The sequence below is a fragment of the Clostridium sp. LS genome (assembly GCF_002760435.1).
GTDB lineage: Bacteria > Bacillota > Clostridia > Clostridiales > Clostridiaceae > Clostridium.
In genome coordinates this window covers 121706-139684 of sequence record NZ_AUUU01000009.1, presented here as the reverse complement: position 1 = coordinate 139684, position 17979 = coordinate 121706, and the positions used below count along the sequence as shown (strand labels likewise).

Annotated in this window: 15 protein-coding genes; all 15 read right to left on the bottom strand. The window is 29.4% G+C overall.

Going from position 1 to position 17979, the window contains the following annotated elements; translation table 11 throughout:
• Positions 1 to 484 precede the first annotated feature (484 nt).
• Complete coding sequence (locus COL3_RS02695) at positions 485 to 1264, bottom strand: helix-turn-helix domain-containing protein (RefSeq protein WP_008423472.1); 780 nt, start codon at positions 1262 to 1264, stop codon at positions 485 to 487.
• 14 nt (positions 1265 to 1278) lie between these two features.
• Positions 1279 to 2094 carry a DUF4037 domain-containing protein gene (locus tag COL3_RS02690; protein WP_008423470.1) on the bottom strand — a complete coding sequence of 272 codons (816 nt, stop codon included), beginning with the start codon at positions 2092 to 2094 and terminating at the stop codon, positions 1279 to 1281.
• A gap of 185 nt (positions 2095 to 2279) precedes the next feature.
• A complete protein-coding gene (locus COL3_RS02685; RefSeq protein ID WP_008423468.1) occupies positions 2280 to 3200 on the bottom strand; it encodes an aldo/keto reductase in 921 nt (306 codons plus the stop codon).
• Positions 3201 to 3241: 41 nt separating this feature from the next.
• Positions 3242 to 4093 (bottom strand): MurR/RpiR family transcriptional regulator, encoded by an 852-nt coding sequence (locus tag COL3_RS02680; RefSeq protein WP_008423467.1) that lies wholly within the window; start codon positions 4091 to 4093, stop codon positions 3242 to 3244.
• A gap of 22 nt (positions 4094 to 4115) precedes the next feature.
• Positions 4116 to 5084 carry a Gfo/Idh/MocA family oxidoreductase gene (locus COL3_RS02675; RefSeq protein WP_008423466.1) on the bottom strand — a complete coding sequence of 323 codons (969 nt, stop codon included), beginning with the start codon at positions 5082 to 5084 and terminating at the stop codon, positions 4116 to 4118.
• An 18-nt stretch (positions 5085 to 5102) separates the two neighbouring features.
• Positions 5103 to 5789, bottom strand: coding sequence for a ribose 5-phosphate isomerase A (rpiA, locus tag COL3_RS02670; protein ID WP_008423465.1), 687 nt, complete (start codon positions 5787 to 5789; stop codon positions 5103 to 5105).
• A gap of 178 nt (positions 5790 to 5967) precedes the next feature.
• Positions 5968 to 6501 carry an ECF transporter S component gene (locus tag COL3_RS02665; protein ID WP_008423464.1) on the bottom strand — a complete coding sequence of 178 codons (534 nt, stop codon included), beginning with the start codon at positions 6499 to 6501 and terminating at the stop codon, positions 5968 to 5970.
• 50 nt (positions 6502 to 6551) lie between these two features.
• Positions 6552 to 7697 carry an alanine--glyoxylate aminotransferase family protein gene (locus COL3_RS02660; protein ID WP_008423463.1) on the bottom strand — a complete coding sequence of 382 codons (1146 nt, stop codon included), beginning with the start codon at positions 7695 to 7697 and terminating at the stop codon, positions 6552 to 6554.
• Between the two features lie 231 nt (positions 7698 to 7928).
• The gene (locus tag COL3_RS02655; RefSeq protein WP_008423462.1) at positions 7929 to 9317 is read right to left on the bottom strand and encodes a L,D-transpeptidase family protein; all 1389 of its coding nucleotides are present in this window, start codon (positions 9315 to 9317) and stop codon (positions 7929 to 7931) included.
• Between the two features lie 174 nt (positions 9318 to 9491).
• Entirely contained in the window at positions 9492 to 10733 is a 1242-nt protein-coding gene (locus tag COL3_RS02650; protein ID WP_008423461.1) for a L,D-transpeptidase family protein, read from the bottom strand.
• Between the two features lie 295 nt (positions 10734 to 11028).
• Entirely contained in the window at positions 11029 to 11931 is a 903-nt protein-coding gene (locus COL3_RS02645) for a chemotaxis protein CheW (RefSeq protein WP_008423460.1), read from the bottom strand.
• A gap of 213 nt (positions 11932 to 12144) precedes the next feature.
• Positions 12145 to 13575, bottom strand: coding sequence for a 6-phospho-beta-glucosidase (locus COL3_RS02640; protein WP_008423459.1), 1431 nt, complete (start codon positions 13573 to 13575; stop codon positions 12145 to 12147).
• Between the two features lie 91 nt (positions 13576 to 13666).
• A complete protein-coding gene (locus COL3_RS02635) occupies positions 13667 to 15553 on the bottom strand; it encodes a beta-glucoside-specific PTS transporter subunit IIABC (protein ID WP_008423457.1) in 1887 nt (628 codons plus the stop codon).
• Between the two features lie 126 nt (positions 15554 to 15679).
• Positions 15680 to 16510, bottom strand: coding sequence for a PRD domain-containing protein (locus COL3_RS02630; RefSeq protein ID WP_008423455.1), 831 nt, complete (start codon positions 16508 to 16510; stop codon positions 15680 to 15682).
• Positions 16511 to 16829: 319 nt separating this feature from the next.
• On the bottom strand, positions 16830 to 17972 hold the full coding sequence (locus COL3_RS02625; protein ID WP_008423454.1) for a toxic anion resistance protein: 1143 nt from the start codon (positions 17970 to 17972) through the stop codon (positions 16830 to 16832).
• Between the last annotated feature and the right edge of the window lie 7 nt (positions 17973 to 17979).

The window sequence follows — 17979 nt, the reverse complement described above, 5'->3', positions numbered from 1 at the left end:
TGCTGGTTTACTTAAATGTATTTATTATATTCTGTTCAATTTTCAAAGACCAATTTCTTTCTTACAACTATTGTTGTAATTCATTTTAAGTTTTCGTCACCCTCAAGCGACTTTCTTAGTGTATCACTTGTTTTCGACTTTGTCAATAACTTTTTTCAAAATCTTTTAAACCATTATTTAAGTTTTTATAAAAGATTTTGCAAGATTTTGTACATGCCTTAGCGACGTGTTTTATCTTATCATATTATTAAACTCTATATGTTGTTCCACATTTAATATACAGCTATTAATCTTAATATTCTTTATTTTTTTCTTTAATACATTAATTTTCTATTAATGACACACTTGGGAGCGTTATACTGCAAATCTAAGAATTACACAATGAGTAGCAACATAAAAACCTTTATTTCAATATATTTATCTATAAAGAAATAAAGGTTTCCTACTTTAAAAACTTGCATTTTCCTAACAATTAAATTGTTCTTTATCTGTTCTCCAATATTGTATTTAATTTAATATCTTTATTAATTAAATCATCTCCATGTAACTTCTTTAATTTTAAAAGATATATATCGTTATGAATATGCTCAGAAACGATTGAAGCTAAAAGAATATTTTCTGTAAAAACACCTAAAAATTCTTCTCTATGAGGGCCTCTGTCTGCAACCAAGGTTTTTTCACAATCAACTACAAGCATCATTCTGGTTTCTTTTCCTTCACAGGTTAAATTACAATGAGTATATATTTCAATAGGTATATTTTCTAATGTTTGCTTTTTAAAAGAAAAAACAATTATTCTCACACCTCTATTCGAAACTTTAATAAGCTCGTCTTTAAATTTATCTAAATTAATGTCTGTATTAATATAAACTTCATTTTTAGCTTCTAAAATTAATTGTTTTATCTTTAAAATAATATTATCATAACCCACTATGTTAATATATCTTTCCTCTAAGCTAGAAGTTTCTATATCTTTTAATTTATTATCTAGTAAATCTGTAGTTTCATTAAATTCATGTTTTATCTTTTTAATTAATACAGATGGATTTTCAGCCTTATAAACTTGTGAATCTCCCGGTACTAAAAACACTATCCCCTTTTTATACAAATTATCTAGAGCTGAATAAACCGAAGATCTTGATAAATTTAAATTTTTAGCAATTTTATAACCATTTGAACTTGAATTTTTCAACAAATCTATGTAGACTGCTGCTTCAGTCTTAGAAAAGTTTAATTTTTCTAATAAGCTTATTATTTCATCCATAGTATTTCTCCTAATTACTTTATATTAATTTCTTCATTGCTTAACAGTGTATCTAAATTATTAACCAACTCATTAATTTCTAATAATATATTAACACTATTGTCTGCAGCTGACTTTAATATTTTTTCAATATTTTTATCCATATCTTGAGGAACTTTTAAATTGTTATCTTTAATAATCTTAAGCAGCTTCTTCTCTCCCGGATGAGGCTTTTCATTTATAGCAAATATAATATCAAAATAGCTTGCGAAAAATGCTGCTACTCTATGATTAACACTTATAAAGTCATTTCTTTTCAGAGCTTTTTCAATTTGATAGTAGTAAGCTGGCATTTGTTTTTTTAATAGTGGATAATTCTTTCTTACTATATTTTGTTTTAATTCTTTAGGATAATCTATTTTATATTTCTTTTGTAAATTACCTAATTTATCATTTTTATCATATAGTATTATTGAATTTATAAGGTTACTCCAAAAGCATGTGGTATAACCTACATCAGCCTGACATTCAAATAAAGTTCTATTTAGCATACCATCAATCCATTCGAAATTTCTATATATAATTTCTACTTGGATATCACCGTCCGCCAAAACCCCATCATCTTCTGCTTCCCAAAATGTATTATTTAATTCTATATACTTGAAATACTTATCTGTAATTTCTTTTCTTACACCTAAAGCTATTTCATTGGTTGTGTAGATATAAATATCATAGTCCGATTCCTTGTCATTTGTTTGAGTTGCATGAGATCCCGCCAATAAAATCCCTTCAACTTCGTCTAAGTTTGAAAATTCATTAATTAAACTCATTACATTTTTATCAATATTCATACTTCTCACCCCTATATTAATATAGTAGTACATATAATACTACTATATTAATAATACCTAATTATGGTATGTTTTTCAAGACTTATAATAAAAAGACTAACATATAAAATTAAAATATTCTCAACTCATTAATCTATTTTTATAACTTCTCATTACTTATTCAAGTCTACTTCAAATTAGCAGATCTATGGAAGCTTATTGCCTGCTGCTAAATATATTTCATACCACTCTTGTCTTGTAAGATTAACATTTGATGCTGCACATATTTCCTTAAGACGATTTGTATTCATCGAACCTGCAATAGTTTGTATCTTAGCTGGATGTCTTAATATCCATGCAGTTGCAATTGCAGTATTTGTCACCCCATATTTCTCTGCGATTTCATCAATTTTCTTATTTAATTCTGGGAATTTATCATTATCTAAGAATACTCCCCCAAAGAATCCATACTGATATGGAGACCATGCTTGAATAGTTATATCTTTAAGACGGCAATATTCCAGCACTCCTCCATCTCTATCGATTGCTGCATCATTGTTTATATTCATATTTAATCCTGCATCTATCATTCCCGTATGCATTATACTAAATTGTAATTGGTTTATAATTACTTTATTATTTAAATACCTGTTTAATAATTCTATTTGCATTGGTGTATGGTTACTAACACCAAAATACTTTACCTTACCGCTTTCATATAACTTTGAAAAAGCCTCAGCAACCTCTTCTGGCTCCATTAGGGTGTCTGGGCGATGTAATAATAAAAAATCTACATAATCTGTTTTTAGCCTTTTTAAGCTGCCATCTACAGAATTCAAAATATGTTCTTTAGAAAAGTCATACATTATACCTGGCACTATTGAACATTTAGTTTGGATAATCATTTTTTCTCTAATTGATGGATTCATATTAATTGCATCTGCAAATATTTCTTCTGATTTTCCTCCACCATATATATCTGCATGGTCAAAAAAATTAATTCCTTCCTCTAATGAAGTTTTAATTACTTTTTCTGCCTCACTCTTTTCAATTCCTGCCATTCTCATGCATCCAAGTGCAATTTCCGAAGCATAAACTCCACTTTTTCCAATATTTATATTCTTCATTTTTATCATCCTTTCTTTTATTATAAAAACTAAACTTATTTTTAGATCTTCCCATCAGCTATAGAGTGTTCATGCTGACTGATCCAATTATATGCATCTTTTTTATCACTAGTTAGAAGTAAATATAACGTTTCTATAACCACCATAGCTGACACTCTTGAAAAACTAAACTCGTCTAAAAATAATTTTTCTCTTGTAGATGTATTTATATGATATTTACTTTTGTTAGCTACGGGTGAATTCTCATGATTTGTTATTGAAATAGTTGTTGCTTTTTTCTCATTTGCAATTTCAAGCAATGTTACAAGCTCTTTAGATGATCCCGAATTAGATATTACAATAACTACATCTTCTTTAGTTAGGGTATATGCAAAGGCCAGTTGAGTTTCCCATATAGTACTTGTAAGTGATGATATACCCAATTGATTGAATTTATATGTTCCATCCATTGCTACGGGTATTGTATTTCCAACTGCTGCAAATTGAACAATTCTTGCACTTTTAATTGCATCTAGTATTTTCTTTATTTCTTCTTCGCTCATCATTGATATAGTTTGTTTTAATTCTTCTATTTTATTTGCTAATATATTTTGAAGAGATTGGCCTATATTATTGGAATCTAGCTCGTTAGATACAGTACTATTTTTTGATTTAACCATTTCCTTTGCAATACTTATCTTTAGGTCGTAAAAACCTTTCAAATCACATTTTTTGCAAAACCTCACTATAGTAGCCTCACTAACATTACTTTGAGTTGCTAGTTCAGATACGGTCATTTCAATAACCTTCTCTTTATTATTTATTACATAATCAGCTATCTTCTTTTCGGCTTCATACAAATTTTTATAAATGCATAATATCTTATCTAAAACGCTTTTTTCAACTTCTTTCACTTTAACAATACTCCTCTTAATATTATTCAAAAGAATATTTTAAATTCCATTGTTTTCTTATTTCATCCATTATATTCATTACATCTACTGATAGATCTAATACTTCATTTTTATCTTTGTTCAAAATATAATTAGTCATATCTTCAATTTCATATACTAATGCTTTTGATGTATCACCCTCTTGGATAACTTCAATCCTTCCATCTGGATAAGTAATTGTAGCTTTATCTGCTCTTGGAAAATCCTCAACTGTTATATATCCTAATTCTCCACAAACAATTCCTCTCTTTGGTTGTTTAGCTCTCATAGTTAAAGAAATCACTGCCATTTCATCATCAGAATTCTTAAGTATTATACCCGATTGCTCATCAACTCCAGTTTCAAATTTTTTTACTGTAGTTAAAATTTCTTCTGGATTACTAGATAAGAATGATCTTGTAAATGATAAAGCATATGTTCCTATATCAAGAAGTGCTCCACCTGCTAAATCTGGGCTGAAGAATCTGTTTGTAACATCGTATTCTTTAAGGCTTCCAAAATTAACTTGAATCATTTTAATTTTTCCTAGCTTTCCATCTTTCACAAGCTTACGCAGCTTTTTATATAATGGCATATGATAAATTGTCATTGCTTCTGTAACTATTAAGTTTTTCTCTCTAGCTAACTCAACTATTTCTTTTAATTGCTTACCATTTACAGTTATAGCTTTTTCACAAATTACATGCTTATTATTTTTAAGACTTTTCATAATATATTCATAATGATTGCTGTGAGGAGTTGATATATAAACAACATCAATATCCTCATCTTTTAACATTTGATCATAATCTCCATAATATTTCTCCACATTATGCTTACTTGCAAATTCCTTTGCCTTTTCAATATTTCTTGAACCTACTGCATATACATTACCATTAACCTCACATAAAGCTTTTGCAAAAGATTCTGCAATTGTTCCCGGCCCTAGTATAGCCCAATTTATTTTATTCATAGCTGCACTCTCCTTAAATTATATTTTATTTTTTGATATTATCTTAATATCTTTCTCATTAGCAATTATTGCTTTTGTAACAACATTAGTAAACAACGATGTCTCTATAACACCACATATATTTATTAGATTGTTATTTAATTCATAAACATCTTCTACTTCATTGAAAGATACATCTAATAATAGGTTGCCACTGTCGCTTATGGTAAAACCATCTTTTATGTCACTACTTCGAATTATTGGTTTTCCACCTAATTCTAATATTTTTCTTTCAACATACTTTAATGAATCTTCCAAAATTTCAAGAGTTACAGGGGACTTGAAAGTTAACTTTTTTTCAAACTTCTCCTCATCTAACAGAATAATAAATTCTTCTGACATACTAGCTATCAGCTTTTCCTTAGTATGAATTCCCCCTCCACTCTTTAGTGCATTTAAATTTTCATCTAATTGATTGCATCCATCAAAAGCAACATCCACTTTCTCTATAAACGAGGTGTGGAGTACTTCTAATCCGTTTTCTATACAAAGCATCTTAGTTTTTGTTGAAGGAGTAACTACTTTAACCATTAGATTTTTATCGCCTGCTATATACTCTATTAAGTAAGCTATACTTCTTCCTCCACCAAGACCAACTATCATGCCATCTTTAATGTATTTTATAGCTTCCTTAGCACACTTTTTCTTTAAATCGTTATCATTCACTTTAAATACCCTCCTATTCTTCAATCCATTATAATTCTATAATAATATGACATTATAATTTCGTCAATGGTATAATACACGAAATTTAATTTCGCAAATCCTAATCTACTAAATATATTTTACAAAATAAAAAAAATGATGCTTTAAAGAAAAACTACTTTAAAACATCATTTTTTTATTATATGTATTTTACATATTTTTTAAGAATTTTAGCTATAGGTAATCCTAATATTAGTCCAATAACAATTTGAGTTACATTTCCTGGTATTGATGCTACTGGTGATAGCCAATTTCCATAAAGGATTCCTTCAGTAATATAATATCCAGCAATCATCCAAGCACCTGATAAAATTACTGCAAGAACATTTACTGCAAGATTATTTCCATTTCTGTTATTTCCCCATGTAATATATCCAACCATATATCCCATGATTCCCCTAACTACAAAAGTAAATGGTGCCCAAAGTGCCCAACCTGATGATAAATCAAAGATTGCCATTCCTACTGCTCCAGCAATAGCACCTTTTTCCTTTCCAAAAACAATTGCTGCAATAAATAGCATTACAGTTCCTAAATGAACTAATCCTCCGCTAGCTATAATTGGCAGTCTAACATTTATAAATGCAGTTGCTACAAATACTAAAGCCGTTAATAATGCCGTTTCCACCATATCTTTTGTTGTAAATTTGCTTTTTCCTCTGTTTAATTCCATTTTTTTGCCCCACCTTTATATTTATTTTTTTGTTTCAATGATGTATAATTTTATTCTCCAAAATATTTATGAAATAGTTTAACTAAATCCTTATTACTATTAAAACCTAAGTCCTTTAATCCATTATCAATTATGCTTAATGCATAAATTATTCTATCTAACTTTGCATTTTCTCCCATATGCCCAATTCTTAAAATAATATCTTCATATGGATTTAGTGATGTTATAATCAAAGTATTATACTTACTTAACATATGATTTTTAAGCTTTTGTGCTCCTATACTTTCTGGTATTTTTACTGCTGTAACTGTATCAGAGTACCCGCCTTCTAAAAATAGTTCAAGGCCATACTCAACAATTGCTTTTCTAGTTGCACTTGCTATTTTACTATGTCTGTTTAATACATTTTCAATTCCTTCATCTAATATATTATCAGCAGCTCTGCTTAATCCCATAATATCACTTATAGGCATAGTATAAGGGAACCATTTATTATCATAATAATCTTTCCAAATGTTAAGATTACAATAGAACCCAACTACAGGAGTTTTTCTATTTTCCATAGCAGCTTTAGCCTTTTCACTAATGCTGACCATCGTCAAACCAGCCGGAGCCGAAAATGCTTTTTGAGATCCTCCTAAAGCTATATCAATTTTCCATTCATCAACTCGTATCTCTTCCCCTGCCATAGCTGAAACAGAATCCACAACACTTAAAATACCATACTCATTTAAAATTGGACATATCTTAGATAAATCATTTAATACCCCCGTTGGAGTATCGCAATGAACTATTGTCGCATACTTAAAATCATGATCTTTCTCTAAAAAATCTTTTAATTTATCTACATCTATATCTTTGTTATAATCATCTGAAAAAAGTATTCCTTCTCCCCCGTACATTTTAACAAAGTCTTTAAAACCCTTTCCATAAATCCCATTATCTAAAACAAGTACTCTATCTCCTGGCTCAGTAAGAGATGCACATGCAGCCTCTAACCCTAAAATACCTTCTCCGCTTAATATATAAACAGGATTTTCAGTTCTTATTATTTTACCTATCTTCTCACAAGTATCTTTGTAGAATTCTACAAACTCCACATCAACATCCGGATTAGTAGTTTCCTTAGCTCTTTCTAATCTAACATTTTCTCTTACATATGTCGGCCCCGGAGCATACACAAATTTATCGTTCATCAGATATACTTCCCTCTTTTCTTCCGCAATTTAATATTAATAAAATATCATACAAAATAAAAAATGTAAATTGTATGCATACATTATTTTAATTATAAGTTGTAAGGGATAAGTTATTAAGGTGAGTTTTTTAATAAATGCCTGCATTTAAGGCTTTGCTAATTGTCAGAAATATATTCAATATTCGTTAATGTTAATCTATATATAAACACATTTAATTATTTATAATTTTTAAGAATAGCAAATTATCGGAGTTCCTTCCTCAATATTATTAAAGATAATGTTTGCTAAATATAATGGAGCATTTACACATCCATGAGATCCGTTAGTTTTATAAATATTTCCGCCAAAATCCCCTCTCCAACTTGCATCATGAATGCCCACATTACCATAAAATGGCATCCAGAACTTCACCGAAGTTCTATAGTTCTCGCCTTTCAATGTAGCATCTTTCTGTTTGTATTCAAGCATAAAAGTGCCTTCAGGTGTCTTGTTTCCTTTTTCTACATTTCCTGTGACAATATCTCCTTCCACTACAAGGAATCCCTTTTTGTAAAACCACAAATGTTGGTGTGTCATATTAATTTCAACATATGTATTACCAATATCATTACCATCATCTCCACGATATAATGCAGTTTGCTTATATATAGGTTCTTTGGTTACGGATTTCCCTTCTTGTATTATTTCTATTAATTCTTTCATTTCCTCTGGTTTGTTAATCAACCATCCATAAGTGCCCCCACTAACTTTCACTTTTGTACCTAATGATGTTGAAAAATTTCTTGTTTTATCTGCCGTATTATATATCTCTCCTAGCTTGCCTATATATTTACCAATTTCTATCTTGTTAAATGTTATTTCAAAATTTTCATTAACATTAAGCCAATTGTGTATAGTAGCTCCATCTAATATTTCTGTTATTCCACCACTTGAATAAGTAATTGATACAGAGGTATATTTATTGAGCATGTTTTTAGCATTTATAACTTCCTGAGATTTTGAAGTATATTTAGGATTTTCATAACAATTAGCTGAATCAAGATTTACCTTTTCCTGTCCTGTACTTATTGCGTCAATTACCTTTCTATATAAAATATCTTTATTAATTTTATTTCCATAAACTTCATCAATTATTGAATAACCATTATCTGTATATTTTAAACTTGGATTTTGTGGTTCTACTATTTTTTTCTTATCAAAATAAGAAAATTTATCAAAACGGTCTTTTAATAATTTTTCATTATAACTAACAATCTCAGATACCTTATATTTTTGCGGCTTGAAAATTACAAGAAACCAACCTAAAGGATTTTGACTATCTTTAAGCTCTTTTATCTTAGTCCCTAAATTATATTTCAACTCAATTTCAGAGCCTTTAATTTGCTCATTCATATTATCCCTTCCTTCTAAATCCAGGGTATATAATTTTATCTTAGACAATATTTCTTCCTCCGCTTCCTCTTCAGTTTTTCCCGAAACACTTATACTATTAATTTCAGAACCAATATAAAAATGTTTCGAAAAATATATTGATACGCTTAAATATAGAATCAAAAAAGAGCAGCTAATTAATATTGTTGATTTTATAAGTTTACGCTTTTTTATCTGCCTTTCCATAAGACCTCCATTGCACTTTTGATATTTTAATAATTATGTAGTTGTAATTATGTTTAGAACATGGAGCATCTATATATTGCTTGAGAGTAACTCTACTAACTAATTCCAAAAAAAGAAAAGCCTAATCCAATTTGATTAAACTTTTCTCGTTAACTTATTTTGTATTCTATTAACTTATGAATAATAGCAAATCACAGGAATTCCTGTCCAAGCATTATCGTACACGGTTTTTGCAACAGAATAAGGTGCATTCACACATCCATGAGATCCATCAGTCTTATATATTTGCCCACCAAATTCTGATCTCCAGCTTGCATCATGAAGTCCAATATTTTTATTAAAAGGCATCCAAAAACTAACTGGAGCAGCATAATCTTCACCTCTTAACACAGTATCTTTTTGCATAGCGTAGATATTGTAAACACCAGTAGGTGTTGAATTTCCAGCACTTTCATTTCCTGTAACAACATCACCCTCAACTACTAAGTAACCATTTTTATAAAACCATAAATGTTGCTTAGTCATATCAATTTCTATAAAAGAATCCCCAACGTTACTAAAATAACTCGCAGCTGATGTTTGAATATATAATGGATGTTTAGTTATAGTTTGTCCACTTTTTATATTTTCTATCAGTGCATTTGTTTCCCCTGCACTATCAATTACCCAACTGTGATTATTCCCTTCGTAACCACCGCTAACATTTATGCTTGTTCCCATCAACGATTCATAATTATCCGCCATCTTATTTACGTAGTTTCTTACTATTGATGCATTAAGACTTACATTATAATTCTCATCAATATTAATCCAGTCTTTTATGGTAGATCCATCTAACACTTGCATTTGTCCAGCATAATTATAAGTAATCCTTGAAGACATATATTTGTTAATTGTATCTTTAGCAGAAATTACTTCTGGCGAATCTGAAACATACTTAGGATCCTTATAACATTTTATTTCTTCTAAATCTAATTTTGAATCCTTATTCTTAATTGCTTTAATAATATTCTCATATAAAATGTCTCTGTTAACTTGATTCCCATAGACCTCTTTATAAATCACAAAATTACTGTTTTCATAAATCAATTTAGCATTTTGTGATAACATAACCTTACTGCTGTCAAAACATGATAGCTTGTTTATGCATTCTTGTAATAAATTATCATCATATGAAACATCATTGGAACTATTGCTACCATACTTTAAATTAATATCAGATCCTTTTATTTTTTCTACAAGTCCGCCTCTCTCCTTTAGTGATAAAGTATAATTCTGAGCTGAACTATCACTTGTAGTTTTAGCTGAAACACCTATGGTGTTAATTGAAAAAACTAAGAATAAAGCAAACATCATTATTAGAGAAGTTATAGCACCTCTAATAAACTTATTTATTTTATTTTCATTTGTATCCATAAATATCCCCCCATATAATCTAAAAATACCCAATCCTTTGCACATACCTTTTATAGTAATGATTTCCTAATCCTCCTTTATAATTATCTTTTAAAATAAATAACTTATTTTCACTTAAAATTTTGTATTATTAATACAAAAATTATTATACAACATTTTCCAATACAAATGCAAATATAATATTCTTTTCTTCATATCCTTACCTTTGTTAACAAAAAGGCATAGATCTGTTATCTATACCTTGCTGAAATATGTAATTTAATCTAAATAATAATGAACTTTTTAATATCATATCTTACATATTTAATAATTTATCTATAGTATCTACAAGTTCACTAACTTCTGGCTTACTTAATTGAGCATCAGCTTTAACAGATTCTCCTTTATGTCTTAGCTCTTCAGTAATTAATGATGAAAAAATTATAACAGGCAATTCCCTTAAAACATCATGTTCTTTTATTCTTCTAGTAAGTGTAAGGCCATCCATTTGTGGCATTTCAATATCAGTGATAAGCAATTGCACATCCTTAGTAAAGTTTTCTCCTTTTTCCTCTGCTAACTTACTTAGGAAATTTAGAGCTTGACTACCATCATCGAAAATTCTTAGATTCTTGAAGCCTGCTTTTGTAAGTGTATCTTTTAAAAGTCTTCTAATTAAAGCTGAATCATCTGCTAAAACTAATTTTATTCCCGATCTATCTTTATAATCTACTTTTACTAGTCTATCCTCACTAATTCCAACGCTTGGACAAATATCTGTAACTATTTTTTCAAAATCAAGCATAATTAATACTTTACCATTTAAAAGTATGTTACCAACAGCCAGTGAATTTTCTGATAAATCATCAGGCTTTCTTATTTCCTCCCATTTAATACGATGCACTGCTATTATATCATCAATATTAAATGAAACTTTTATTTTATTAAACTCGCAAACTATAACTTTTGAGCCAAGGTTTAAAGCTTCCTTCTTAGTTAAAATATATTTCAAATCAATTAAAGTAAGAATTTCATCTCTGCACAAAATAAGTCCTGCTATTTCTGGCTTAGGATCTGGTAATTTAGTTAAACCACTCTTTGGCATTTCAATTACTTCTTTAACTTTTACCACATTAATTGCATAATGATTACCATTAGCTATAAATTCAATAATCTCTAATTCACCAGTACCTGATTCTAATAATATGTTGTTATTCATAATGCCTCTACCCCTTACTTAATCTTTATTTATATTATCGTAAATAAAAACTTTCCCTTTATTATTATCTATTATAACATTTATCTACTTTGAAATGTAACTTTTAAATAGCTAAATTTGACTTAAAAACCATATAAATAAAAAAACTACACTTAATCGTAATACATTTTATGTATAACAACTAAGCATAGCTTCTCATATTATTAAGTTTATTTATAATATTTCACCATTTCTGGCAATAACATTATTATACCATTCAAAACTCTTTTTCTTACTACGTTTTAAAGTACCATTACCTTCATTATCTTTATCCACATATATAAACCCATATCTTTTTTTCATTTCGCCTGTAGATGCACTTACAAGATCAATACATCCCCATGGAGTATAACCCATAAGTTCAACGCCATCAATATTAACTGCATCTCTCATAGTCTTAATGTGCTCTCTTAAATACTCAATTCTATAATCATCTTCTACATATCCATTTTCATCTGGAGTGTCAACAGCTCCTAACCCATTTTCAACTATAAATAATGGCTTTTGGTAGCGATCATATAAAGAATTTAAAGTGATTCTAAGCCCAAGAGGATCAATCTGCCACCCCCACTCACTTGCTTTTAAATATGGATTTTTTAACGTAGCAAATACATTACCTTCTGTTTGCGCATTTACTTCTGGATCAGCGCTGGTTAGTCTTGATGCATAATAACTGAAAGAGATGAAATCAACTGTATTATTTCTTAATAATTCTTCATCCCCATCTTCTATTTCTAAAGAAATGTTCATTCTTTCAAACATCTTCTTTGCGTAATTTGGATATTCTCCACGAGATTGAACATCAATAAAGAAATAGTTTTCCCTATCCTTCTCCATAGCTTTCCATACATCTTCAGGTGCGCAAGTATTCGCGTAAGTATTACCTGCAGCTAGCATACAACCAATCTTAAATTCTGGATTTATCTTATGGGCTATTTCGGTAGCCTTTGCACTGGCAACTAATTGATGATGTGCAGCTTGATACTTTATAGCTTCTTCATTTTCTCCTTCTTCAAAAACTAATCCTGCGCCAATGAAAGGTAAATGCAATAACATATTGATTTCATTAAATGTAAGCCAATACTTTACTTTGTCTTTATAACGTTTAAATATAACTTCACATAATCTTTCATAATAACCCACCATTTTACGGCTTCTCCATGAACCAATTGTCTCTACAAGATGCATTGGCACATCAAAATGAGTTATAGTTACTAAAGGCTCAATTCCATATTTAAGGCATTCATCAAAAACATTATCGTAAAATTTTAGTCCTTCTTCATTTGGAACTTCATCATCTCCATTGGGAAATATTCGAGCCCATGATAAGGATAAACGAAAAGTCTTAAATCCCATTTCTGCAAATAGGCCTATATCTTCCTTGTAATTATGATAAAAATCAATTGCCTCATGACTTGGATAATAATGTTCTTCATCACATTTGAACATTTTCATTTTTCCAAGCATCACTGGAAAACGGTCTTTACCTGCAGGAATCACATCAACTGTAGATAAACCTTTGTTTCCTTCTAAATATCCCCCTTCACATTGATTTGCAGCTGTAGCTCCTCCCCATAAAAATCCTTCTGGAAATCCTTTTGACATATGTTTTGCCTCCTTATGAGCTTATAAATTTTAGTTTCTTTAATTCTAAGCATAAGATTATTTTACTCTTATGCTTAGAAACTTTATATTTTTAAATCATAACTCTTAATAAGTCATCATTATAATCAATAACTTTTTTATCAGTTTCAATTACATCTAAATAATTATCTGAATTAGTAATAACCACAGGTGTTATTAAAGAATATCCCTCTTTTTCTATAGCTTTAACATCAAATTCTAACAATACTTGCCCCTTCTTTACGCTATCTCCCTGTTTTGCCTTAGGATAAAAATATTTTCCTTCTAATTGAACAGTATCCATTCCCACATGAATTAATATTTCAGCACCATTAGCACTTGTGATTCCTAATGCATGACCTGTTGGGAAAAATGTTGTCAAAACTCCATCTACAGGAGCAACTATTTTACCTTCAGTTGGTGCTATTGCTATGCCTTTTCCGAGTGCTCCTTTTGAAAATGCTGCATCTTTTACTTCTGATAATGGTCTAACTTCACCTTTTAATGGGGTTGCTAAAATTTCTTGTTTTACTAATGGATTTTCTTGTTTAGTCTTATCACTTGGATTTAAATCATCTTCAAATTTAGTAAACATCATTAGAACAAATCCTAAAATAAAGCCTACTACCATTGCAATAGCAATTCCATAAAATCCTTGATCAATTCCATTTGGGCTAATATAACTTGGAAGAGCAAATATTCCTAGTCCTCCCATCATATATCCTTTTGAGCCGAAGAAGCCTACGATAGCTCCACCTATTGCAGCGCCAATACAGCTTAATATAAATGGTTTCTTTCTTGGTAATGTAATACCGTAAATAGCTGGTTCTGTAACTCCAAAAATACCTGAAATAAATGCTGGAATAGCTAATGATTTTAATTTTTTATTTTTAGTTTTAATTAGTATAGCTCCAACTACACCTGTTTGTGCAAAAGAAGCCGCTATTACAAGAGCTAACACTGGATCATATCCCATTGTAACCATATTATTTATAGCTATAGGTATTAATCCCCAATGTAATCCAAAAATAACAAATACTTGCCAGAATGCTCCAAGGAATATTCCTGCTATAATTGGGCTAATGTTATAAATAGTTAATGTAACAGTTCCTATTATTTTGCCTGCCCAAGTTGATATTGGACCAATTGCTAAAAATGTTAAAGGTACTATTACTAATAATGTACAAAATGGAACTAAAAATGTTTTAACTACATCTGGTATAATCTTTATAAAGAATTTCTCAATTTTTGAGGCTACAAATACTGCTACTACTATTGGAATAACAGTTGATGAGTAATCCATTAATATAACTGGTATATTTAAAAATGTAGTACTTACTGAAGATTCAAACATGGTACCACTTAAAACTTTATATAGAGGTTCGGCGGCAGTTAATGCTAAAATCTTTGGATATACTAGCGCAGCACCTATTGCCATTCCTGTAAATTGATTTAATTTAAATTTATTTGCTGCTGTAAATCCTAGGAATATTGGGAAGAAATAAAATAAACTGTCTCCAATTGCATTTAAAATCATATACGTTCCATCAGTAGGTGCTAATAAATGCACTGCTACAAATAATGCATTAAAACCTTTTATCATACCTGTTGCTGATAATACTCCAAGGGTTGGCGCAAATACTCCTGATATAATATCTATAAATTTATTAAATGGACTCATTTTTTCACTTGAATTATCCTCTGAAGCTGTAGCAAATCCACCAACAGCAACAACATCCGCATATACATCTGGAACATGATTTCCAATAACTACTTGATATTGTCCACCACTTTGCACAACCGTAACAACACCATCCATATTTTTTAATATATCAGTATTTGCTTTACTTTCGTCCTTCAATTTAAAACGCAAGCGAGTAATACAGTGAGTTAAGCTATTAACATTTTCTTTTCCACCGACATTCTTTATAATGTCTTTTGCTAATTGTTCATACTTCATAATATATTTCTCCTTTATTATATATTTTTATAAAAAAACGAGACCTAATATAGATAGACATAAATTTTCTATCCATATTTGGTCTCGCCTGCTTTACCAGTAACAATCCAATTGTTTTATTTTAATTTATCTTTGAGTTACACGCTGAATGTGTATTGTTAAGTATAACTGTTCTTCATCAGACAACTCTGTCTCTAAATATTTTTCTACTTTGAGCATACACTCATAAGCTTTTTTATACTTAACTTTAACTTGTTTTAATAAAAAATCATCTTCCTCTTTCTCTATTTTTTCATTTTTGTTTAATCTCTGAAAAAAAAATCTTAAATGTGTAACAAACCTTTCATAGTTAAGAGATTTTTCATTAAGTGCAATGTTATATGTGTATTTAATTATATTTAATATATCTTGTATCATTTTTGTTTGATGAGCAATATCTTCAACTTTACTGCTAGAATTATTAATTTGAGCATTTATTAAATGAAGAGCTATATTCCCTGCCTCATCTTCCGGTAATTTCTTATTTGTTTCACTTTCTATGAATTCTAGGGCTTTTAGTCCAATTTCAAATTCCTTAGGATAAAACTTTTTAATTTCCCAGATCAATGCGTTAGGCCGATTTAATCCTTCTTCAAATAATTTTAATGCATAACTAATGTGATCAGTTAAAGTTACATATATATAATCATTCAATTCAACATTTAATATATTCTTGGCGTATTCAATAATATCATAACATAGTGATACATGTTCAGTAGGAATATCTTCTAATAATAATTTAAATTTCTCTGAGGCATCCTTTTGCTTTAGTATAAAAGTCTTTTCAATTAGATTTTCATCTACTTCATCTCCTACACTTTTTTTAAATCCAACTCCACGCCCCATAATAACAATCTCTTGTTTATTTGAGTCTTTAGCTAAAATAGCATTATTATTAAATATCTTTTTTATTATCATTCCTATCCCCCAATCAAAGTTTATGATAAATTAGAATATAAAAACCCCAATTAATCAAAAGAGATTGAATAATATCTCTTCTCATTAATTAAGGTTTCGCCTGATCGAATCAGTAACAATCACAATATTAATATTTATGTAAGCGTTTAATCTATATATTAATAATATCCTGTTTTGAATTTAATGTCAATATTTTTTTATAAAATTATTTTATCCGATAAAATAATTTTGCGTAATCTCGATTTTAAGAGTATATAAGAAAATAGAATACATATGTTTTTAGTAATTCCACTAAGTACTATGCATTCTATTTGTTTTATTATCTCTTTAGCTGTAGAAGTCTATTTTTCAATTGTTCCTCAATATTTTGCAGTTCAGCTTCAGCTGCTTTACGTTTTTCACGTCCTTCAGTTTGAATACGAAGCACTTCATCTAGAGTTGAAATTAATGATTCATTTGTCATTTTAAGAGTTTCTATATCAACAATTCCACGTTCTGATTCTTTAGCAGTTTCTATAGTTGACATCTTAAGAGTTTCCGCATTCTTACGTAAAAGTTCATTTGTCATATTTGTTACTTCACTTTGAACTCTAGCGGCATTGCTGGAATGAGCTACTCCAAGTGCTAAAACTATTTGACTCTTCCAAAGGGGAATAGTATTAACAATAGTAGATTGTATTTTTTCAGACATTAAAGAGTCATTATTTTGAATTAAACGAATTTGAGGCGCCATTTGAAGAGAAATCATCCTGGTTAACTCTAAGTCATGAACCTTTTTTTCAAAGCGGTTGCATAAAGACATAAAATCATTTGTAGCCTGTGCATCCTCAGGTAGTCCACTTAGCCTTGCTTTTTCTGCTAATTTAGGAAGTTCTTCTTTTTCCAACTTTGAAAGCTTCTTTCTTCCAGCCAAAATGTACATAGATAGTTCTTTAAAATAAACTTTATTTATTTCATACATCTTATCAAGCATTGCAATATCTTTTAATAACTGTATTTGGTGAGTTTCAAGGGTATTACATATTTTATTTATGTTACCTTCTACTTTTTCGTATTTTGCTCTCATATGCTCGATTTTTTCTGTTGTTTTTTTAAACAATCCCAAAAAACCTTTTTTTTCATCTGAATTCTCAAAATTCTTTAATTCAACCACAACACTTGATAGCATTTCACCTATCTCACCTAAGTCTTTAGTCTTTACATTATTTAAAGCTGATTCAGAAAAATCTGCGATTTTCTTTTGGGCACCTACACCATATTGTAAAATTGAATTTGAATTACTAATATCAATTTTCTCTACAAATTCATCTACCATCTTCTTTTCTTCTTCAGTTAAATAGCTGTCATCAAAAATTTCTGCTTGCTTATTCTCTTCCACTTTAGCAATAGGAGTTTCCTCCTCAAAAGGTTCAAATGTTAAGCTTGGTGCAACGTTAATGTCTTCTTTAAATCCATCACTCACTATTAAT